This is a genomic window from Reticulibacter mediterranei, assembly GCF_016587455.1.
In genome coordinates this window covers 1437663-1459566 of the sequence record NZ_BNJK01000001.1, presented here as the reverse complement: position 1 = coordinate 1459566, position 21904 = coordinate 1437663, and the positions used below count along the sequence as shown (strand labels likewise).

Genomic DNA, 21904 nt, shown 5'->3' with positions numbered 1-21904 from the left:
TTCATAGTATAGGCGCTGGGCTGGAACTGTGCAATGTTGCTGTCTTCTCATCGAGATGGTCGTTTGAAAAAACGCTGGAGCAATTGCCAGAAAGAGCGCTTCTGGAGCGTCTTTTGTGCCTCTCCCTGATAGACAACAAGGCTTTTATTGTTATTAACAGTCGGCGGTATATGGTGCGGTACTTCTCCCTTCTCTGCGTTTGCCGATGTGAGCAGGCTTGTGGAGCCGGGGAGATTTGGAGCAGCGCTGGTTGCATCGTTACCGGGTAGTGATCTGGAAAGCGGTGATGGCTGCGACCGCTCTATGTCAATATCAAAATAGCGTGGCTGTTGCATTGTTGGCCGTTTGGGAGGTTGAACCACCACCCGTTTGCTCCCGGCGTGTGGCGCGAGTGGCGACTGTGGAAGCGCCGAAGGTGGTGACAGCAGTGGCAATTGCGGGAGTTGTGGTGGCTGTAAATTGAGTGCGCGCAGTTGTCGAGCCATGATGCTGGCTTCTCCATAGCGCTGTTCGCGATCCTTTGCCAGTGCTGTCATAATGATGGTCTCTAACTCAGGAAGTATTGAAGGATTATGTACACTAGGAGGTTGCAAGATGCCCTGTGTAATTGTTCTGGTTAATTCTGGCATGGAACGTCCCATAAATGGGCGCTGTCCGCAAACCATCTCGTAAAGTACGACGCCTAGCGCGTAAATATCGCTGCGATTATCCAGCGCATGTCCCCACACCTGTTCAGGCGAGGCATAGTAGATGCTGCCGACGAGCGTTTTGGCTATGGTAATCTGTTGCAGGCCAGGGGCGCGGGCCAGCCCAAAGTCCATGATTTTGATTTTGCCCCAACGATTGAGCATCAAATTTTCTGGCTTGATATCGCGATGGATCACATGGCGCTCTTTATACGCTGCATCCAGAGCGTCAGCGATTTCGGCGGCATATTCGGCGGCCAGATATTCGGGAATGATGCCATCTATGTGGAGCAGGCTGGCGAGCGTTGGCCCTTCGACGTATTCCATCACGAAATAGAGGAGTTTATTTTGTTGGCCAGCATCATAGATATGGACGATGTTGGGATGATTGAGACCCGCAATGATCTGGGCTTCACGAATAAAACGTGCTATATAAGAAGCGTCACGTGCCAGGCTTTGGGGGAGCACTTTGATTGCAACGTCGCGTCCGAGCGCGATTTGCTTTCCTCGGTAGACGACTCCCATTGAGCCTCGGCCGATCTCTTCTTCCAGTTGGTATCCACCAAGATTCTGACCAGCCAGTTCATTCATAGTTTACGGAACCTCATCAGCATGCATGCGCATTAAGAAATAGAAAGCACTCTTTACATGGATGAACGTATGAAGCCTCTGTTGAGGGATAGATCTGTTTCGGAAAGGCTTTTCCCCTTTTTTCTTATAAGATAAAAATGTATCGGTAGTGAACACGAATGCACAGTACTCTGGTAGATGTCTGATACCTATCCTATAGAGTACTGTGCATTCATGCATATGTGAAGGCTATCCTCACCGGCAGAATGACTCTGGTTTTAGTCGAGATAGTCTTTGAGGAGACGACTTGCTTGTGGGTGACGTAACTTGCGAATTGCACGTTCTTCGATCTGACGTACACGTTCGCGTGTGACCTTCAATTTTTTGCCCACTTCTTCCAGGGTATGATCGTGGTCATCCACCAGCCCGAAGCGCAGCTCAATGACCTGTCGCTCGCGTACCGTGAGTTGTCCGAGGACTTTGCGGATCTCCTCGCGCAGCAATTGCTGATCGGTGATCTCCATTGGCCCTCTTTCGCGGATGTCTTCGATAATATCACCAAGCGTATTCTCTTCCTCTTCTGAAAGTGGTGCGTCCAGGGAGAAGACTTTCTCGGCCCAGATTAACAGCTCGCTTACGCGTTCCGGAGTCATGCCCAGCCGTTCTCCGATGCTCTCTGGTGTTGGTTCACGTCCTAATTCCTGGTAGAGTTGACGCGTCGTGCGTTTTACGCGCATCACTTCTTCCATGATGTAGACTGGGAGCCGCACGACACGCGTACCTTCCAGGATCGCTCGTGTAATAGCTTGCTTGATCCACCAGGTAGCATATGTGGAAAAACGGAAGCCTTTTCTGTAATCAAATTTAGTGACCGCACGAATGAGACCGATATTCCCCTCGCCAATCAGGTCTTCCAGGGATAGGCCCTGTCCAACATATTTCTTAGCGATACTCACTACCAGGCGCAGATTCGCCTCGATCAGGTGATTACGTGCCTCTCTGTCGCCCTGCTCTGCACGTTCTGCAAGGCGTGATTCGCTAGCAGCAGAGAGCAGAGGAATACGCGAAATCTCGCGAAGGTAAAGACGCAGACTGTCGCTTTGCGCCAGACTACTTAACTCTGCTTCTTGTATAGTTTCGCGTTCGGTTTCAGCCGGCTTGTTACGGTCGCGTTCACCGTCAAACATTACATTTCGTTCCACGGGCTTGCTCTCTTCTCCTGCAACAATGACGTAGATCAGTTCGGTCATGGCTTATTGTATCATACGTATAGGTTATTGCAAGCAACTTGATCTATTGTTTCATAGATCTGCCGTATTTTCTGGGTTTACTCATCTTGTCGGCGAAACCGGGTTTCTCGACAGGGAGATAGAGACTTCTTCGGGTTTTTCTGCTCGTTCTCTCTATACGTCGCTACTCATTTCTGATACGTCGCTACTTACTTCTGATGGTGGTACTACCACTTCGGGTGATGGTGGTGCTACCACTTCGGGTGATGGTGGTGCTACCGCTGCTGAGAGTGTGTCTTCCTTTCTTACTCTTTGCATCAAATACAAAAACAATCCTGCTACTACAATTACCACCGCCATATATCCTATCTCATACAAAGAGACGATGCCAGTACCTAATGAAACTTTCCAGGCATTCAAAAATGTATCGATTGGCTCAATCACCGGAATCGCTATCGACAGAAGGTAGAAGATTATTTGCGATACGACTGCCCAGAGCCAATATCCAAAGGCTTTGGGCAAATGGCGATGATCGGGATTAAGAACATGATACCACCCCAGAGTGACCAGTGCTGCTCCGGTTCCATTGATAATAATCATCCCAAAACTGGTAAGCAAAACTCCTACCCAATTATGGTAAGCTGTGCCGGACATAAACGCGCCTTCCATGATGCCAAAACCCGTTCCACAGGCCAGGCCGAGCAACAATGCTTCTCCTGCTTTTTGCACTTTACGGATGTAAAATGCGAGCAACAGCGGCGTGATAGTAGCTATAATGATTGGCCCGATGATTGCTATGAGAATAAAAGTGGTTGTCAGTAGTTGATCGCCGTTTGTGCAGTAAGGTGCAGGATTTGCTCCTGTACAGCTATAGAGAGCGTATAAAAGGCCCGTATTGACAATGGAATAGAGGAGGGCGATGAGGAAAAAGGGCGCTGTTGCTCCGCTGACGAGCGAAACCGTCAGGCGTCGCCAGGTGATTGCAGCGGCGTTGGATGGTAATGCTCGAAGGCTGATGGCTAGCAACGTGGCTCCTGCCAGTGGGCTGACAGCTACCAGGAACAAGATGGCTAAGAGAACCAGCGGTATCTCGCCGTTGATAGCCTCAATAGCGAAGAGTCCTCCCAGCACGATCACATACGGGATCAGCAGAACCCAGGCTGGCGGCAGAGCAACGGCTGTAGATGGTCTTTTTAAAACGGAGCGAATGGCGTGAAAGAGGGAAAGTCCTCCACCTGCTAAGCAGACAATGGTTCCTGTGAGGTATAATGCCTGACGACTAAAAAAAGCAGCTGCGTTTGTTTGATCAATGGAGAAGTAGGAGTTGAAAAAATTAAGAAGAGTGATGGGAACTCCCACCAGGCCAACGATGAGTAGTAGTGCAGAACAGATGATAGTGGTGATAGCGAGACCCTGAAGGTAACTATCTTGTTTGGGTGGAGCAATGTGTTGTGGGACCATTGGTGGCGCGTAAGGATAGTGTCCGTACCATTGCTGCGCCTGCGGTACGACTCCGGGCGAGCTCTGTGCGGCTGAAGGTGGAAGCTGAGGCGTAGATGGTGCCGCAGCCTCTTTTCCCTGCTCAGACGTTTTGTTCTCTTCCCAGGAAGCATACGGGATCTGCTGTTCATCCTCATATGGGTTAGATGACGTTTCGTGATGTTCGTTCATCGGTATTACCTCTTTTCGCTTTACCTCTATGTTGTAGATAATTGTTATGGTAACACATTGATATTTGTATGTGGGTGTGTCTATATATGATGTATGCAGGCTTCTAGCGACAAACGGGTGTGTAACTATCCTGCCGATTATAACGTAGATTAGTTTGCACGTCTATCTTATAGAAGATAGCTTTTTGTTGCAGGAACTATGCAAAGAGAAAAGGATTTGACCCTGCTATGAGCTTACCACTATCGCTTGTTCAGGGAACGAGAATCGGTGGACATTATATCGTTGGCCCCGTCATCAATCGAGGCGGATTTGGTGCCATTTATCGTGGCGTTGATACCAGCGAGGGTAATCGTCCCTGTGCGATTAAAGAGACCTATGATGTGACGCCAGCCGCGCGTCGCCAGGCGTTAATGGAGGCGGGGATTCTGTTTACCGTGAAAAGTAAACACTTGCCCGCTGTCTATGATGCGTTTGAGGCGGGAGGACGTTTCTATCTGGTTATGCAATTGATCGAGGGGCAAAACCTGGTACAGTTGTTGCGTAGCCGTGTGCCGGGAGGACTTATTGGAGAGCAGGAGCCTCATCGTCAGTCTCGTGGACCATGCAGCGAGCAAGAAGTGTTATCCTGGCTTTTGCCGATTATGGATGTGCTTCAAGAACTGCATAGCCGCCGTCCTGCCATTATCCATCGCGATATTAAACCTGCCAATATCATTTTGACTCCGCAACAAACAGCGGTGCTGGTCGATTTTGGTCTGACCAAGCTCTACGATCCTGATCGGGACACACAGACAATGGTGCGGGCCGTCTCTGAAGGCTTTAGTCCCCTCGAACAATATCTCGGGAAAACTGGCCCACAGTCGGATATCTATTCGATGGCGGCGACGATGTATCTGCTGCTTACCGACAGGTTGCCACCAGCAGCGATGTCTCGTTCAGTGAAAGATACATTAATTGCCCCTCGCTTGTTGAATCCCGCGCTTTCGCCACAGGTAGAGCGTGCTCTACTCAAAGCGCTGGCTCTATACGCAGATGATCGTTATCAAAGCATGGATGAGTTCGCTCAAGCGTTGCGGACACCTGCTTTTACCGCTCATGCCGACCCTACGATTGCTGTACGGCCAGTGCGCGTCACAGCAAATGTTCCATCCGTAGCATCTGTGCCGTCTGCTGTCCCAACCATGCAGCCACCGCCTCCACGTTCTTATACAGGAGTGGCAGGATCGCCGCTTGGTTCGCCATATATCCCAGCGCCGGTTTCTACTCCTGCTCCCTCGTCTGGCTATGACAAAAGACCTGTTCGTCCGTTGCCGACCTCCTTTGGTCAGGGCTGTTTGTGGGGCATTGTGCAGGGAGCATTGGCCGCTCTGATTGTGCTTTCGTTGAAGCGAACAGAATACTTTTACCTGACGATGTTGATGGGCTTTGTGTTCTATGTGTTTGCGGGCTTCTTGACGACGCGCCAGGGTGGTCCATCTTTGCGCGGAGGCTGGACTGGCATATGGGCTGGGATCAACAGTACTGTGATATTCTGGCTGGTCTTATTGGTTGGCCTGGTGGTGAGCTTTGTGCAGCGCTGGCAAAGGGAGGTCGCGCTGGCTCGTGCTCATGGCGCACGCGCTTTTTCCGATCTGGCTGGCCGCGTCTGGCATTCTGTGCTGCCTGATTTTCTGCTCCCTTCAACGTCGTCTCAACACTCTTCAACAAATCTCCTGTTCTGGCTGGGTGGTGGCCTGCTCGTCGCCTTTACACTGGGATGGATTGGTGGGATATTAGGAAAATCGAGATATAAGAAATCCAGATATAGAGCATCTCAACAAAAAGCTGCTGCCAGTCAGCAACAATATTGATGCTGGCCTGTAACAAAAAACAAGTACAAATGTCCCAATTGTGCTGTCCTGTCTTGACCGCTATGGTACGATTTCCCTTGCAGAATCCTATTAATAGCAAGCTGCTAGGGAAGGTAGGCTACACAGTTTGACTACTCAGGAACAGACGACAACTCTTGATGAAGCTTTATCAATTACAGATATAGCAAAAACGCTAGGGGCTGAATTAAGCCTGAGCGAGGGACAGGTTGCACGTACTATCGGTTTGTTGGATGAGGGAAACACCATTCCTTTCATTGCTCGTTATCGTAAAGAAGTAACTGGCAGTCTAGATGAGGTCCAGATTCAAGCTATTGCTGATAAAACAGCGGCTTTACGGGCATTGCACGAGCGCAAGATGGATGTCCACCGGTTGATCGATACACAAGGAAAGTTGACGCCGGAACTGGCTGCTGTTATTGCAGCTGCGACAACCTTGCAGGAAGTGGAAGATCTCTATTTGCCCTATCGTCCCAAGCGCAAGACGCGTGCCAGCGTTGCCAGGGAGAAGGGATTGGCTCCTCTGGCTGATCTTATTTTGCAACAGCTTGAAGCGACCGGCGATGTCGAGGCTATACTGGAGGAGCATGCTCACCCCTTTTTGGATGCCGAGAAGGACGTTGCTACCAGCCTGGAAGCCTATGCAGGTGCCTGCGATATCGTGGCCGAGGTGATTTCTGAAGATGCCAATGTGCGCGGCAGTGTGCGTACCACCTTCTTCAAACACTCCACTATCAGTGCCAAACCCGTTGATCCTGAGAAACTGGCTGAGAAAGATCCGAATGGAGTGTATCAGCTCTATTACGAGTTCGACGAAACTATCACCAAGCTTGTGCCACATCGCATTCTCGCATTGAACCGGGCTGAGCGCGAAGATGTTTTGCGGGTCAGTGCGACGTTGCCGTATGAACAGGCTCAGGCCAAGATTACCCACCATTATCCCGTCAAAACGACCTCGCCCTTTGCCCATCATCTCTCCGATGCGATGGAAGATGGCTACAAGCGCTTGCTTGCCCCTTCGATGGAGCGCGAGGTGCGCGTGGAGCTGACCCGTCAGGCGGAGGAGCATGCGATCAATATTTTTGCTACCAACTTGCGCAATCTCCTCTTGCAGCCTCCCCTGCGTGGCAAAAAGGTACTTGGCGTTGATCCTGGCTTTCGCACTGGCTGTAAGCTGACCGTCGTTGATGAGACCGGGAAATATATCGTTTCAGATACCATGTATCTGTATCAATCGGAAAAAGCGAACCAGCTGTTGCGCCAGTTGTTGACCAAATACAATATCGGTGTTATCGCTATTGGCAATGGTACTGCCTCGCGTGAGACGGAACAGTTGGTAGCGGGTTTGATCCGCGATCTGGAGCAAGAGAGCGAGAAAAAAGGCGAGATCGGCTATGTCATTGTCAATGAAGCGGGTGCATCGGTCTATTCTGCTTCTGAGGCAGCGCGTGAAGAGTTTCCGACGCTGGATGCAACGCAGCGTGGCACTATCTCGATTGCCCGCCGTTTGCAAGATCCTCTGGCAGAGCTGGTCAAGATCGATCCGAAAGCGGTTGGTGTCGGTCTCTATCAGCATGATGTTGACCAGAAGGAGCTGGCGGCGATGCTGGATCGCGTGGTAGTTTCTTGCGTCAACTTTGCCGGTGTGGAGGTCAATTCAGCTTCTGCTGCGCTTTTGAAGCACGTATCGGGCATCAATACACGTGTTGCCAATGCAATTGTGAAGTACCGGGAGCAGAACGGCCCGTTCAAGACGCGTGAGGAGCTACATAAAGTGTCGGGGCTGGGTCCGGCAACATTTGTACAGGCAGCTGGGTTCCTCAAGATTGCCAATGGCGCTGAACCGCTCGATAATACGTTTATCCATCCCGAAAGCTATGCTGCGACCCGCGCGCTCTTACAACTGCTTCCAACAGGGAACGGTCAATCGGCCAGACCTTCAGAGCGCATCGCACAGTTTCGCCAGTTAATCAAACTGCAAAATAGTCTTGGCCGTAGTAATCGCAATAGGGCCGCCAACGGCGACGGTGAACAGGCGGCATGGGCCGATTTTGCGAAGAAGATTGGCGTTGGTCTGCCCACACTCAACGACATTCTGGAGAACCTGGAAAAGCCAGGCCTTGATCCGCGCGATGCTTTGCCTGCTCCTATCCTGCGCCACGATGTCTTGAAGATGGAGGATTTGCAAACAGGCATGCTCCTCCAGGGAACGGTACGTAACGTTGTGCCTTTTGGTGCCTTCGTTGATATCGGCGTCAAGCAGGATGGTCTGGTGCATGTGTCCGAGATGGCTGATCGCTTTGTCAAAGACCCACTGAGCCTGGTGTCGGTTGGTCAGGTGGTGCAGGTGCGCGTCCTGAAGGTAGATATGCAGCGTGGGCGCGTGCAATTGAGCATGCGCGGCGTTCAGCAATAACCTTATTCGGCCAGAAGGTGAAATCGTGTCTGGCAGAGTTAATGCCGGACACGATTTCACTGCTCGGTTTGATACATGTACGCTTTATTTTAGGAAAAATCCCTGACCCAGCTTATCATCTGGATCGATAAGGAATTCGTGGCGGCCAGTAATGAAGGCCGTCCCGCTCACCTCTGGGATGATGGCCTCATATGGTCCTATTTGCGCCTTGCCTGCCACCCTCCCTCCAAATGTGCTCACATCTCCCAGGATGCTTTCAATGACGATCTGCTGCCCTTCCGCGATTTCGCCCCTTGTATAATGCAACGCGAGCCGTGCCGAAACGCCGGTGCCTGTGGGTGAGCGATCTACCTCTGCATCGGCGAAAATACAGATGTTGCGGCTGTGATGGGCCGGATTTTCAGGTGGACCAGTCAGGATTGTGCCATAGAGAAATCCTAAATCTTCTTCGTATGGATGCTTGATTGCCAGCTTTGCATGAACCGCCTGTTTGATCGCCTCTCCGGCTGCGACCAGTTGTTCTCTCTGTCGCGGTTCGATCTGTAATCCCACTTGCTCGGCCGGAAGAATGGCGTAAAAGGCCCCCCCGAAGGCGATATCGACACACACCTTTCCCAACTCTGGTACTGCTAGTTCAACATCGCGAGCATAGACGAATGAGGGTACGTTCAAAAACGAGACACGTTCGACTGCTCCAGATTGATCGAGATGGGCAGTTGCCCGCACCAATCCGGCGGGCGTATCAAGGTTGACGGCTGTTTGTGACCCCTTCGCCTTTATTGCCCCTGTCTTTAGAAGGGTTGTTACCAGGGCGATAACGCCATGCCCGCACATGGTACTGTAGCCTTCGTTGTGCATGAACAGGACGCCCAGATCGGCCTCCGATGTGACTGGAGGAGTGAGCACACAGCCGTACATGTCGCGATGGCCTCGTGGTTCCCACATCAGCGCTTGCCGGATCGTGTCGAGGTGGGCTTGCAGATAGCGCCGCTTTTCCAGTATGGTTGCACCTGGCAATGGAGGGAGGCCACCAGTAATAATTCTCAATGGCTCACCTGCTGCATGTGCATCGATAGTGGTGATTACCATTCTATTGCCAACCACAGCATCCCATTGCCAATTCAGTTCTATGCTCATCCTCCTGAGCCTCCTTTTGCTCGTCTGCCTCAAGCCTTATCTGGTGCAGCGGCATCTGTCGTGCGTTCCTGTTCCGTAGCCTGTTGGATGTAATCATTGGCGCGCCCCAGGGCTGTAAACGAAAAACATAATGGAATGAGGAACATCACTATACCAATGACAGCATAAACCAGCACGATGTTTTGCGTCCAGCCCACAGCATATCCTCCCAACAGGGAGCCAACGGGAATCGCTGACCACGCCAGGACGCTAGCAATGCTCATGACGCGCCCTAGCATGTGATTGGGGACGATGGCCTGTCGCAAGCTACTAGTGTTGATGTTAAAGAGGATGCCCAGACCCGACGCTATGCCCCAGAGCAAGACGCCTAGCCAGTACCATTGCGTAAAGGCCAGGGCAACCGTCAGGAGACCCTCGATCATCAGCGCGGTCAGGGCCACAGTGCTAAAGGACCAGCGTTTGCGTAACGGTCCCGCTGCCAGCGAGAGCACGACGACGCCGATGCTGCCAGCGGCGTAGAGTATGCTGATCTGTGTATCGGTGGCGTGCAGGCGTTCTTGAGCGAAGAGGACAATCTGCGCGGCAACTGTGACTGCGGTGAAGTTGACCAGCGCCATCATGATTGAAATATTGCGTAATACTGGATGGCCCAGAACATAACGCAACCCCTCACTGACATCGTGCCAGATATGTTTGCGTTCCTGGCTTTGTTGCTGATTGAAACCTGTTGCAATCAGGGAGAGCGAAAGGGCAGAGAGCAGAAATGAAGCAGCATCAAGGAACATCAGCATTTGGAGCGACATAATCGTCACCAGCGCACCAGCTAGCAAGGGACCGAGAATGCTTGCCCCTGAATAGCTGGCCTGGATGCGTCCGTTGGCTGTGACCAGATCATCCTGGTTCACAAGGCTAGGGATAGCGGCGAACTGCCCGGATTCGAAGCAGATCGTCAATATGGAGTGAACGAATCCAACTGCATAAATCCACCAGACATTCAGGCTGCCTGAGAGAGCCAGGATGGGGATCAAGGCGATAACAACAGCACGCGCACCATCGGTGAAGATCATCATACGTTTGCGATCGACCCGATCTGTCCAGGCACCGAGGAGCAGCCCGAAGAGTAGATAAGGGAGAAAGTTAGCGGCGGTGGAGATACCAAGATTGATAGATGAGCCGGTCAGCTTGTAGACCAGCAGCGGCAGCGCAAACAGCGTGATAGAACTGCCCAGGTTTGAGATCGTTTGCCCCGTCCAGTATTTCCAGAAATCGCTGCGTAACTTTCCTGCATGTGTCGCTTCCATAACACTATCTCTCCTTTATGAGCGATCCTCTCTTGTGTTCTGTTCGCTGGATGGTACATCTGCTGGATCCTGTACATGTTGCAGATAGGGCGGTGCTTTGAAGAATGCGGCGCAGAGCGTATAGACTTCCCCGTTAGGATCATAGGGTTCGTGGATAAATTCATCGATCAAGGCTTTGAGCCGCTCGTTAAATGCCTTGATGCGCTCCGGTGAGAGCCGTGTGCGTGGGCTGGCGGCATTGACAACGACGAGATCATTTTCACCTGCGGCAAGGGTTTCTGCAAGATCACTTCTGGCATTTGTCAATATTTGCAAACTTATCGACTCACGATCCACAATTTCGGGCGCGAAGCAATACTCGAAAATGCGGGCCGTTCGTGTGTAGTATTTGGCAACGATGCCACGTATCAGGCGGCGTGCCACGACTTTTGCCAACCCTGCTGCTTCTAAGACCTGTAAGTGGTGGTTAATCGTGCCTGGGGCCATTTTGAGCCTATCCGCAACCTGTTTGGCGGTAGCTGGTTGTTGTTGAATGATGCCAAGAATGCGATCACGTGTGGGATCGGCAACTGCCTTCATTTGCTCCATTGTGGTAATTGCTAACCGCGCGGGTAACTCTGGCATAACCACTGGAACGTGATCTGGCAAGACCGGAACGTCTTCTGTGATGGAGTTGTTGTGTGTGTCCATGTGTAGTTGAATCCATATGTCTGATCAAAAACGAACGTACTATTTACATCGTACGTATGAATAATGTACCATGTGAATCAGGATGTGTCAATGAAAATGAGCGGAGGGCAGCTAGACCTCCTCGTAGAAGCTTCCCCGCTAGTAGCAGCATTTTCTTTGGCATATCTTCACGATTTTTGTGGCTTTGATCTATGGGGTAGGAGTATCGGGGCGTGGACCGCTATAGGTTGCTCGTGGCCGAATCATGTGTCCGCTGTTGTATTGCTCAATGGCGTGTCCTATCCAGCCAACCGTGCGCCCAGTTGCAAAGAGGGCCAGAGCGCTTCCGTCTGGTAGATGTAGTGTTTGCGCCAGCGTCACCAGCGCGAATTCCAGATTTGGTTTCCTGTCTGTAATCTCATCCATGATGGCAACCATCGTTTGTGCCTGTTGAACATCTGGACTGTTCGGGTACATCTGTACAAGCAAAGAGAGCAGGCAGGCTCCTCTAGGATCACCATGTGGATAGAGTTGATGTCCGCCGAAGCCGGGTATCAGTTCCCCACGCCGCAGGCGAGACGCGATCACCTCGCGTACAGAGCCGCGTGACGTTATCTCACGGAAGAGATCCTCAACAAGAATAGTGTTCCCGCCATGCTTGAAGCCCTGGAGGGCAGCCAATCCTGCTATGATCACTTGATAGAGATGTGTCGCAGCTGAGGCAACAACACGCGCCGCGAATGCCGAGGCGTTGAGTTCATGATCGGCGCACAGGATCAGTGCGGCATTAAACAGATGGACGGTTTGTTCGTCGTCTGTGCACCAGTTGCGTTGTAGCGTCCGGGCAATGGGCATCGTTGTATCGTGATTGTGGGCGACTACTGCGGTCATTAGTTTCAGGATGCGTGTACCTGTTTGTCCAGAGTGGTGAAATCCTGTGTGCAGATCGTAGGCGGCCAGATCGTCAGCTGCTGCGAGCGTGAGGGCTATCTGGAGCTGCTGTAGGACTGGGAGATCGGATTGGCGTAGCTGTAAGTTACTCAGTGCATCTAAATAGTTATCAATCTGCGGATACAGCGAAAAGATGCTCGCTTCCTGCGTCGTGTCGCCGGTCCAGAGTAGCGCCGCTACCTGTTCGATAGTGTGCGTCGTGGCGAGTCTGGTGACATCCTGCCCTTTGTAATAAAGGCCCGTTTCATCGATGAGGGTGAGGGCTGATTCGAGGATGGGCGCGCCCCACTGCATAGCTGCATGAGCTGCTTTGGCTGGATCATGCCGATACGCTTTCTGCTCAAGCAATTTCTGTACGTCTTCTGCCACGTAGAGTCGTGCCCGCTGGTTCAGCCCCGCAGGTTCCGAACGGATCAAGCCGCGACTAACATATGCATAAATTGTTGCCACGTTGACATCAAGCGTTTCGGCAGCTTCCTTTGCGGTGAGATAACGTGATTGTTTCACTACTTCCTCCTCTGTATCAATGGCTTGATCGTACAACATATTGATTTTGTAATCAATCTTGACAACACTAATGTCGTTTCATACAGTAGTAACTACTGAGCGTTATAGGTGATAAATTATCAGGTGCCAGGAGGCATGAAATGTATTCCCTTCCAGAACCAGCGGAACCCCAATATTTTGTTGAAAGCTTTCCTCGCGATGCATTCCCCACATACGTCTGGATTGAGCGGCCTGCAAACTTGCCGACTGAGGTCTGGACGACGGAGACCACGCATCGCGACGGACAACAGGGAGGATTGCCGCTTTCTGTTGCGCAAAGCTTGAAAATCTATGATATCCTTTGCAATTTTACAGGCGCTTCGGGAAGCATTCGTCAAGCGGAGTTTTTTGCCTATCGTCCCTCTGATCGCGCAGCTCTTGAGGGAGCGTTGGAGCGGTATCGAGGCGGAGCACCTATCGAGCCGACAACATGGATTCGTGCCGCTGCAAAAGATGTTGCATTGATCCGCAGTCTGGGTGTGCGTGAAACCGGGATGTTGGCCTCAGCTTCGGATTATCACACATTTCATAAGTTCAAGCCGGGCGGAAGGAATCAGGCGGCTCAGACCTATCTCGAAGCTGTGCAGATGACGCTGGACGCTGGCATTCGTCCCAGATTGCACCTCGAAGATGCGACAAGAGCGCCGATGGATTTTATGCGCCCTTTTATTGAAGCGGTGCTTGCCATGAGCGCGGGATATGACCCGGAGTTGCGTCCCAAGTTTCGCATCTGTGACACAATGGGGCTTGGCTTGCCCTACGATGATGTCGCTTTGCCGCGCAGCATTCCTCGACTCTTTCAGGAGATGCGCGCGCTAGGGCTTCAACCAGCGGATCTAGAGTTCCATCCTCACAACGATACCTGGCTGGTTCTCGCAAACTGCCTGGCTGCCATTCGCGCTGGTTGTGGTGTTATTAACGGGACCATGCTGGGGAAAGGAGAGCGAACGGGGAATGCACCATTGGAAGCCGTCTTGATGCATTTGCTTGGTATGGGCTATTTCCCTGAGCAGCGACCAGATTTTACCGCGCTTAATGAGCTGGTCGATCTCTACGCCGAAATGAATGAGCCTGTTCCACCCAAATATCCCTTATATGGTCGCGATGCTCATCGTACGCGTGCTGGCGTGCATGCTGATGGTTTGAATAAATTCTGGTGGATGTACGCACCCTTCAATGTGCCGCAGCTGCTTAACAGGCCGTTGGAGGTCTCTCTCACGAAGGAGAGCGGTATTGCCGGGCTGGTGTTTCTGATTCGCCAGCGTATGGGATTGGATCTCGCCAAAGACGATCCGCGTTTGCTCAAAATTTACGACTGGTTGATGACAGAATTCGATAATGGGCGACAGACGAGCGTCGAATGGGAAGAACTGGCACCAGTAGTTGCACAGCATTTTGAGGCCCGTTAAACGCCCATTATGCCTGCACTATACGCGCTGTTTCTGTTCCTCCAATCCCAGGCCTTGCCGTACCTGCAAAGATCGTATAATAGCATCACGCGTCACAACTCCTACCAGTTTGCCATTGTCCACAACTGGTAATTGATTGACATCTTTGCCGGTCATTAATGGGAGAGCATCGGTAAGCTTTTGCTGTGAGGTGACTGTATGGATGCGGTCAACCGGGATCATTGCGAAGCCCACCGGCGTTTGCGGCCATTCTTCGCGTGCCACATGGCGGATATCGCTCAGCGTGATCAGCCCCGCCAGCTGGTCTCCCTGTAGCACAAGGGCCGAACGTAACCCTTGTGGCAAAAAGTGCTCATCGACAAGCTTTTGCAGCGAGATATTCGCTGGCACCGTCATCGGCTGTGCATTCATTACCTGTGCAACCGTGACGCCTTTAAAGGTTGTTTCCAATGTAGCTTGCGCACGGGCAGACTGGGCAGAGCTTAACAGGAACCAGCCGATGAAGCCGAGCCAGATGCCGTCAAAGGGATCGCGCGAGAAAAAGAAGAGCCAGATCCCGGCAAAAATAAAGAGATACGCGATAACTTGACCGACAATCGTTGCGACCTGTGTAGCGCGATAGGCGTTCCCTGTGATTTTCCAGACGATGGAGCGTAGAACTCGCCCTCCATCCAGTGGGAAGCCGGGCAGTAAATTAAAGATGCCAAGCAAAATATTGGCTGATGCCAGATAAGTGAGGAGATCTTCTGTGGGCGAATGAGTTCCACGTACGAGCGTTAAAAGGCCAAAGCAAACAGCTCCGATGATGAGACTGACGAGTGGACCAACAAAGGCCATAAAAAATTCGGTACCGGGCGAGTGTGGCTCCTGTTCAATATTGCTGACTCCGCCAAAGATGAAGAGGACGATATTTTTAACCGGCAATCCCCGTGAGCGAGCAACGAGCGAGTGTGCAAGCTCGTGTAGCAGGACGGATACAAATAAAAGGATCGCTGCAACGAAACCGAGCAAGAGATAGGTTGATGTTGGATAGCCAGGCGAGAGGGTTGGGAACCAGCCGTTGGCGAGCGAAATGGTCAGAAACACAAGAATAATCAGCCAGCTAATATGCACGTAGATGTCAATACCGGCAATACTGCCGATGCGAAATGAACCGGGCATCTTATGCCCCCTTTCTTCAATGATTATGCCTGTTTTTATGGATCTACTCTCTAGCACGTTAGTCAGAAGACATTTGTGTCAGATCTTGATAGGAAGCGGCAGGATGCCTTTTCTTTGCCTCGCTCAAAGAAAAATGCTGCTATCCAATAAAGTTGAATAACCGCAGAAAAAGTGTGAATTCGTAAAGATAAATGCTTACATGCGAAAGGCGTGGCGAACCTGAGGATAGAGGAGAAAATAGAGGAGGATGATAATGGGAACGATGACCCTGATGATGAAGGAGAAAATATTAGGGTGCGCCTGAAACAGCTCTGGCAGTACAATGACGATATTCAGCGCCGCAATAACTATTGTGGCCCAGAATGCCCATCGCTTCAGCATCCACAGTCCCCACGTGAAAATCAGCGAAAGAATACCTATAATCAGAGGAAAGCCTCCGAGAAATCCACCAACGACATTGACGGCTGTTGCCACAACTGCATGTCCATTGACGGTCACTCTATGGCTGATGAGAAACGAGGTTGTCAGAATCAGTATGCCAAAAATGATCGCCAGTATTCCCTCTATTCCTAGCAGGATTGCGATAATAGTTACTCCTGTTGGACGCTTGCGCGGCGATTCTATTGTTGTGTTTTGCATAGTATGCTCCACAAGTGAAGAAAAATACTATTGTCTTTTAGCATCGTTTGTAGGCAAGTATAAATGGTGGCAGGGGCTAATGCATCACACCAACGGGTGATTTTGGCTTCATTCTTTTTAGGCTGCTTGCCCATAGAAAAGCATGCTATAGCCATTTAGGGGAAATGACTTTTGATCTCTCATAGAATGGCTTGCTTAAAACGTGGCGAATCTTGTATCGGCTGGGTATTGCATCGCGTAATAGGAATAGGGGACAGAGGAGAGCAGTTGGATTGTGATAGCCCATAAACCTGTAATAACTCCGTCATATATTATGATGTCTGGCCCTGTTTTTTTAAAATCGACTGACTATAATGATTACTGTAGATATACGTTGGTATAATATGTGATATGAGAAGAAAGTACTTACCGGGCTGATCTTCCCTTCAATAAGCTGTACACTATCTTCTATTGTCCGTAGAAGATGCGCCTGTTTATTTTATTTATCTTTTGAAGATGGGACACTGGTCTTTTTCCTGTTGTTATTGGCAGGGATGGATGGCTTTTCTTTCGGTGACAGGACGGCGTTTGGACTGTGACAGCGATAGTCATAGCAGCTTGCCAGAGGGGGCAAAGAGCATCGAAAGGAAGGCATTTTTGGGCAGGTTAGCTTATTGCATGCGATTCTTGATGACAAAGTAGGTGGATATCGTCTGGTCTTATGCAGAACATCCTCCTGTGATCTTCGCATGTGTGGACATGAGGGGCCGCAAATTTACTGAGCGCGGCCCTTTCCAGGTGAGGTGAATAAATGGACGACAAGGCTGGTCGCCGCTATAGGGCAGAGGTACAGGGGCGGCGACGCGGACAGGCACGTCATTACGGACGTAAATTCTGGCGATGGACAAAAAAGTATAAAAGTACATTGTTTAATAGCTTTCTACTTCTTCTATCGGTAGCATTGCTATTTGGTGTTTTTAGCCAATTGCAGCCTCCAACCTTTATGAATGCTGCACCTAACGGCGTTACCAGCGTTGACTATAGTACTTTTGTGGCTCAGGTCTCGAATGGGAATGTTTTGGCGGTTATTACTCGCGGTAATGAAGTCAATGCGCTCTTAGCCAGCCCTGCTACTGGGAAGGGGAGCGTCTCTAACGCAGAAAAGCCTACCAGTCAGAGTGCTATGGCTGATTATATTGCCTGGAGTCGCTATATCGGTATGGGTAGTGCACCTTCGGCAAATCCAGCCACCTCGGTTGGTACTTCTACTATAGATCCTTCACGGGCTATCTATACTCTTATGTCGAAAGATGGCGATCCTCAGCTCTTCCCTCTCTTATTGCAGAAGCATGTGATTGTCAATGTCCTTCCGGCGAATCAAACGGCTACCTGGTTGTCTCTGGCGTGGAAGTTTTTGCCCATTGTGTTTCTGATCATCTTCCTGCTGGTCTTTCTGGCTGCTCGTAACGGGACGCGCTCGATGCGTTCAACCGATGATCGTGTTTCGCAAATGGGCAAAAGCCGCGCCCGCCGCTTTGAACGCGTAAGGGAGGCCGGGAGTGCTGCTTCTGATGCAAAGAAGTCGGGGCCAGTTCTGAAGAATACGCCAGTTTCCAAATCGGCCACCGCGCGCGTCAGTACTGAGATCCCTGTGACTTTTGCTGATGTTGCTGGTATCGATGAAGTGCGTGCTGAATTGGAAGAGATCGTGCAATTCTTACGCAGTCCAGAGCGCTATGATCGCCTGGGCGCACGTATTCCGCGCGGCGCGTTGCTGGTTGGCCCTCCCGGGACCGGTAAAACGCTGCTGGCAAAGGCGGTTGCGGGCGAGGCGCATGTGCCATTCTTCAGTATCAGCGCTTCCGAATTTGTCGAGATGTTTGTGGGAATCGGTGCCAGCCGTGTGCGTGACCTCTTCAATCAGGCGCGTCAATCGGCTCCCTGCGTGGTGTTCATTGATGAGATCGATGCTGTCGGGCGCAAGCGTTCAGTACGTTTAACTGGCAATGATGAGCGCGATCAGACCCTCAATCAATTGCTGGTTGAGTTGGATGGCTTCGATGCGCGCAAGGCTGTTGTCGTGCTGGCCGCGACCAATCGTGTTGATATTCTTGATAAAGCATTGTTGCGTCCGGGTCGTTTTGATCGTCGTATCACCGTTTCAGTGCCGGATCGTGTGGGCCGTGAAGCGATTCTCAAGGTGCATACACGTACAACCCCGTTACATGTTGAGGTGAGCTTAGAGCGCCTATCTCGTATGACAACCGGCATGAGCGGGGCTGATCTGGCGAATCTCGTCAATGAGGCGGCCCTGACTGCTGCCCGGCGTGATATGGAGGTCATCACCCACGAATGTTTTGAGGATGCGTTGGCCCGTGTGCAACTCGGTGCGCTGCGTCCGTTGGTGATGAGCGAAAAAGAGCGCCGAATCATTGCTGTGCATGAAGGAGGTCATGCTCTCGTTGCCTATCATTTGCCAGAGGCCGATACTGTCAATCGTGTGACGATCCTTCCTCGTGGGCAAAGCCTGGGCGTCACTCAGTTTACAGCCGAAGAGGACAGATACAACTACAGTCGAGAGACGTTAATGGCGCGTATTGCTGTTGGCCTGGGTGGTCGTGTTGCTGAGGAACTGACGTTTGGGTCAGAACGGATTACAACCGGGGCTGAAAATGATCTCCAGGTGGTGACGGATCTTGCAAGGCGTATGGTCACGCGTTGGGGCATGAGCGAGCAGGTCGGAGTTGTCTTCGCCGACTACCAGCCATCCGAAGGCGACTATGCTCTTAACATGCGACAAATTGATCTTGATGCTTTTCCTGGTCATGCTCGTTCGTTAGCAGCTCATGCCGATGGTCGCTTACAATTGAATGGAGCCTTGCCACAGCGCCAGTACCTTCCTATGTCTACCTATGCGGCTCGAAGTAGCGGAGGTGCAGCGATGAATGCGCTTGTTGATGCAGAGGTGCAGCGGATACTGCATGAGGGTAAGGCGATGGCTTGTCAAATTCTGTGCGAGCATGCCGATCAGTTGATAGGGCTCACTGATGCATTACTAGAACATGAGCATCTTGATCGTCAACAATTTGAGTCGTTGCTCTGTGAAAATGAGTCTCTTTAACTGAAACAATACCCGGTTCTTTCAACTAAAACAAAAGGGAAGTTTATCCAACCTGGATAGGCTTCTTTTTTGTTTGCTCTTCTTATGTTTCGGGTATGCGAGTTATTGCTGTTTCCCTTTCTGTGGGAGCACTGTTTGCTGCGTTTTGCTCTATCTGATCCAGGTGGGCGGCGATCAGGCTCATAGCTTCTTCTCCAACCAGATCATGTACCTGGATGTGTAATTCGTGCATACGCTCCATTCGCTGCGTGATGAAGCGATGCTGGCTGATCCCCTGGGTTAAGCCAGAGAGTCCCTGTTGGGCTGCCTCGTACTCCACGCTGATCTGCCAGAGTAGATGCGCGACTTCCGAGCCGTATTTATTGTCGCTAGACATTCTCTTATTCCTTTCTTCTCGAGATGGTTTAGAGTAGCGCCGTCTTTCCATGCATAAGAGAGGCAAGCTTTCCGCTTCTCTTACCTGTATAGAGAGAGATGTGCTTACCTCCACTTCGTTGAGCCGTTCACCTTACAGCTCTGTATGATTGCTTGATTATTGGTCAGATGACGTTTCAGGGTCCAGCCATCTAATAGTCAAGGCTGGAGAACACAGTTCAGGACGTTGTACAGGTTGCGCCGTTGACCGTAAACGAGATGGGGTTGGGATTGCTGCTGGTAAAAGAGCCGTTGAAGCCAGGGCCGGGACTGACAGCGGCACCAGCGGCCACTTGCCCGTTATAGGTAGCATTGGTGATGGTTACGCTCGATCCACTTTGAGAGACACTACCATTCCAGAGTTGAGTGACCTGCTGGTCGCCGGGGAAAGTAAACTTCAAGGTCCAACTGCTCCAGGCTGTTGAGCCGGTGTTGGTGATTGCAATGTTGGCACCGAAGCCTCCCGACCACTGGTTAGTTACCGTGTAAGACACTTTACAGGAGGCACTACTACCGCTGGTTGGTGTAGGCGTTGGGGTTGTTCCAGTGGTTGGGCTAGGTGATGGGGTTGTTCCCACCGTAGGAGTGCTGCCGACGTTGCTCCCATAGCCTGCCGCGACGATGCTGGTCTGAACAGCGTTTTCGGTTGCGTCCGATGGGTAGCCGGAAGTCATCGCGCCTTCAAAGAATGAACCGGCTGAACTCTTGCTGTTGTCGCCGCCAATGCCCAGGATAATTGCACCCTCCTTGTGCATGGGATTGTAACCCGAGACGTTAGGACGCGGCCCATTGTACATCGTTGTCAGGCCGCCAGATTGCGCGTTGCCAGCCTTGATTGCCCAGAGATTTGGTGCTCCCTTCACTATTGCTGTCACATAGTGGGAAGTGATGCTCTGGTCGCCACTGTTGAAACCTGCGTTGACCCCAGAGAAAAGGCCATTTTCGAGGTCCGCCATGACCCAGGGACCGTTGCCAGAGCCGTAGCCCCACACTTTGATATTTCCAAAATAGATGGCTTCCATGTGGCCGTTGCCAGTATCATTGTTACTTGTCTCAGCGTTGCCGTAGTCGAAGCAGCAGCCGCCGTTGTAGTGTGTGCCGTCGAGGATTGCGTACTCGCCTTCTGGATTGTCACCTGTCGCGATGCCTGATGTATGGTCGTTGCGATAACCGGTGCCAGGGGCTACGTAGACGCCGTAGACGTGGTGCCCGCCAACCGTCAGCGGTAGCGCGCTTGCGTTCGCGAGGTTATCAGGACCGCCGGCGGCCCCACCAGCGGGTGCCTGGGTGAGATTGTTGCCGTGCCCGGACTGGTCGTAGATGATGGTGATGACGCAGGTTGTGCCAGCGCAGAATGAATCTTGCGCGGCTGCATTGGCATAGCCGCCTGCGCTCAGGACGCCGATGTTCAATGTGGCGTTATCCGACGCGCGTCTGACCTGGTACAGGTTCCCATTGTAGGCACTGAGCAGGGCGCGCACCGTGCTATGGGCAGCAACACATGGTGTGCCGCCAGACGCATAAATGTCGCAGGGTAGTGATCCGGCCGCATGCACGGGTGCGCTAGCAAGACCAAGCGCACCTGCGATGATTCCTAATGCAGCAAGGAGTGCCAGGAGGGTTCTCCAACTGCGAACTTGCTGCCGGTGAGTGGATGAGGGAGAGCATTTCACGTCCTTGTGTCCTTTCCAAGAGAGAACAACTTATAGAAAAGAATTTCTATAAGTCTGTCCATTCATCAGTGTTTGTCTGACTCGATTCCTCCGAAGCCAGAGTCGTGAAGTGTGACGAAGACATTGGGAACGATGTTGCGCCAGGGCTATATGGGCCAGGATGCAAGAGAAATGGTTAGCGAAAAGGCATGCAAGTGCTTGAGAACAGCCAGGGGAGGTTGTGACAAGTGCAGTCAAGACGCTTCCCTATGCCTTAGCTGTTTCTTCACGAAAGAAGAGTGGTGCTCCTCCTGCTTCAGGAGGATGATTCTATTATAATGCACGTTTCGTGCAATGTCAATGCGTGGTTAACCATTTTTTTGTGAAAATCTGCACGTTTATGCATTGAGAATGCGTGATTCGAGCGCTTTTAGGAGCTATACTATAGGCTACGAGGACTTGCCGAGGGGGTATTCAGTTTTTGT

The 21904-nt window shown here is 51.4% G+C and carries 15 protein-coding genes; 4 read left to right on the top strand and 11 right to left on the bottom strand.

From position 1 onward, the window contains the following. Positions 1–47: 47 nt before the first annotated feature. The 3 genes from K3T83_RS06450 to K3T83_RS06440 all read right to left on the bottom strand — a co-directional run bounded on the left by K3T83_RS06450 (position 48) and on the right by K3T83_RS06440 (position 4156). Positions 48–1277, bottom strand: a complete 1230-nt coding sequence (locus K3T83_RS06450) for a serine/threonine protein kinase (RefSeq protein ID WP_220202150.1) — start codon at positions 1275–1277, stop codon at positions 48–50. A 257-nt stretch (positions 1278–1534) separates the two neighbouring features. Next, positions 1535–2458, bottom strand: a complete 924-nt coding sequence (locus K3T83_RS06445) for a sigma-70 family RNA polymerase sigma factor (protein ID WP_236064839.1) — start codon at positions 2456–2458, stop codon at positions 1535–1537. A gap of 201 nt (positions 2459–2659) precedes the next feature. Continuing rightward, positions 2660–4156 (bottom strand): hypothetical protein, encoded by a 1497-nt coding sequence (locus K3T83_RS06440; protein ID WP_220202149.1) that lies wholly within the window; start codon positions 4154–4156, stop codon positions 2660–2662. A gap of 227 nt (positions 4157–4383) precedes the next feature. Here K3T83_RS06440 and K3T83_RS06435 point away from each other — a divergent pair, with 227 nt between their 5' ends. Then, positions 4384–6006: a serine/threonine protein kinase gene (locus K3T83_RS06435; RefSeq protein ID WP_220202148.1), complete on the top strand. Its 1623-nt coding sequence runs from the start codon at positions 4384–4386 to the stop codon at positions 6004–6006. A gap of 127 nt (positions 6007–6133) precedes the next feature. Further along, on the top strand, positions 6134–8440 hold the full coding sequence (locus K3T83_RS06430) for a Tex family protein (RefSeq protein WP_220202147.1): 2307 nt from the start codon (positions 6134–6136) through the stop codon (positions 8438–8440). Between the two features lie 84 nt (positions 8441–8524). Here K3T83_RS06430 and K3T83_RS06425 read toward each other — a convergent pair whose 3' ends face one another. The 4 genes from K3T83_RS06425 to K3T83_RS06410 form a co-directional block, all read right to left on the bottom strand. Then, a complete protein-coding gene (locus K3T83_RS06425) occupies positions 8525–9577 on the bottom strand; it encodes a proline racemase family protein (protein ID WP_236064838.1) in 1053 nt (350 codons plus the stop codon). A 29-nt stretch (positions 9578–9606) separates the two neighbouring features. Continuing rightward, the gene (locus K3T83_RS06420) at positions 9607–10878 is read right to left on the bottom strand and encodes an MFS transporter (protein WP_220202146.1); all 1272 of its coding nucleotides are present in this window, start codon (positions 10876–10878) and stop codon (positions 9607–9609) included. Positions 10879–10893: 15 nt separating this feature from the next. Beyond that, positions 10894–11568: an ArsR/SmtB family transcription factor gene (locus K3T83_RS06415; RefSeq protein WP_220202145.1), complete on the bottom strand. Its 675-nt coding sequence runs from the start codon at positions 11566–11568 to the stop codon at positions 10894–10896. A 189-nt stretch (positions 11569–11757) separates the two neighbouring features. Beyond that, entirely contained in the window at positions 11758–13005 is a 1248-nt protein-coding gene (locus tag K3T83_RS06410) for a citrate synthase family protein (protein ID WP_220202144.1), read from the bottom strand. Between the two features lie 140 nt (positions 13006–13145). Here K3T83_RS06410 and K3T83_RS06405 point away from each other — a divergent pair, with 140 nt between their 5' ends. After that, positions 13146–14453: a hydroxymethylglutaryl-CoA lyase-like TIM-barrel protein gene (locus K3T83_RS06405; protein ID WP_220202143.1), complete on the top strand. Its 1308-nt coding sequence runs from the start codon at positions 13146–13148 to the stop codon at positions 14451–14453. An 18-nt stretch (positions 14454–14471) separates the two neighbouring features. Here K3T83_RS06405 and K3T83_RS06400 read toward each other — a convergent pair whose 3' ends face one another. Then, on the bottom strand, positions 14472–15614 hold the full coding sequence (locus K3T83_RS06400) for a site-2 protease family protein (RefSeq protein ID WP_220202142.1): 1143 nt from the start codon (positions 15612–15614) through the stop codon (positions 14472–14474). 195 nt (positions 15615–15809) lie between these two features. After that, entirely contained in the window at positions 15810–16253 is a 444-nt protein-coding gene (locus K3T83_RS06395; protein ID WP_220202141.1) for a hypothetical protein, read from the bottom strand. A gap of 790 nt (positions 16254–17043) precedes the next feature. Here K3T83_RS06395 and ftsH point away from each other — a divergent pair. Further along, positions 17044–19353, top strand: a complete 2310-nt coding sequence (gene ftsH / locus K3T83_RS57590; RefSeq protein WP_308441664.1) for an ATP-dependent zinc metalloprotease FtsH — start codon at positions 17044–17046, stop codon at positions 19351–19353. A gap of 82 nt (positions 19354–19435) precedes the next feature. Here ftsH and K3T83_RS06385 read toward each other — a convergent pair whose 3' ends face one another. Beyond that, positions 19436–19729 (bottom strand): hypothetical protein, encoded by a 294-nt coding sequence (locus K3T83_RS06385; protein ID WP_220202140.1) that lies wholly within the window; start codon positions 19727–19729, stop codon positions 19436–19438. 217 nt (positions 19730–19946) lie between these two features. After that, on the bottom strand, positions 19947–21440 hold the full coding sequence (locus K3T83_RS56165) for an arabinofuranosidase catalytic domain-containing protein (protein ID WP_236064837.1): 1494 nt from the start codon (positions 21438–21440) through the stop codon (positions 19947–19949). Positions 21441–21904 lie beyond the last annotated feature (464 nt).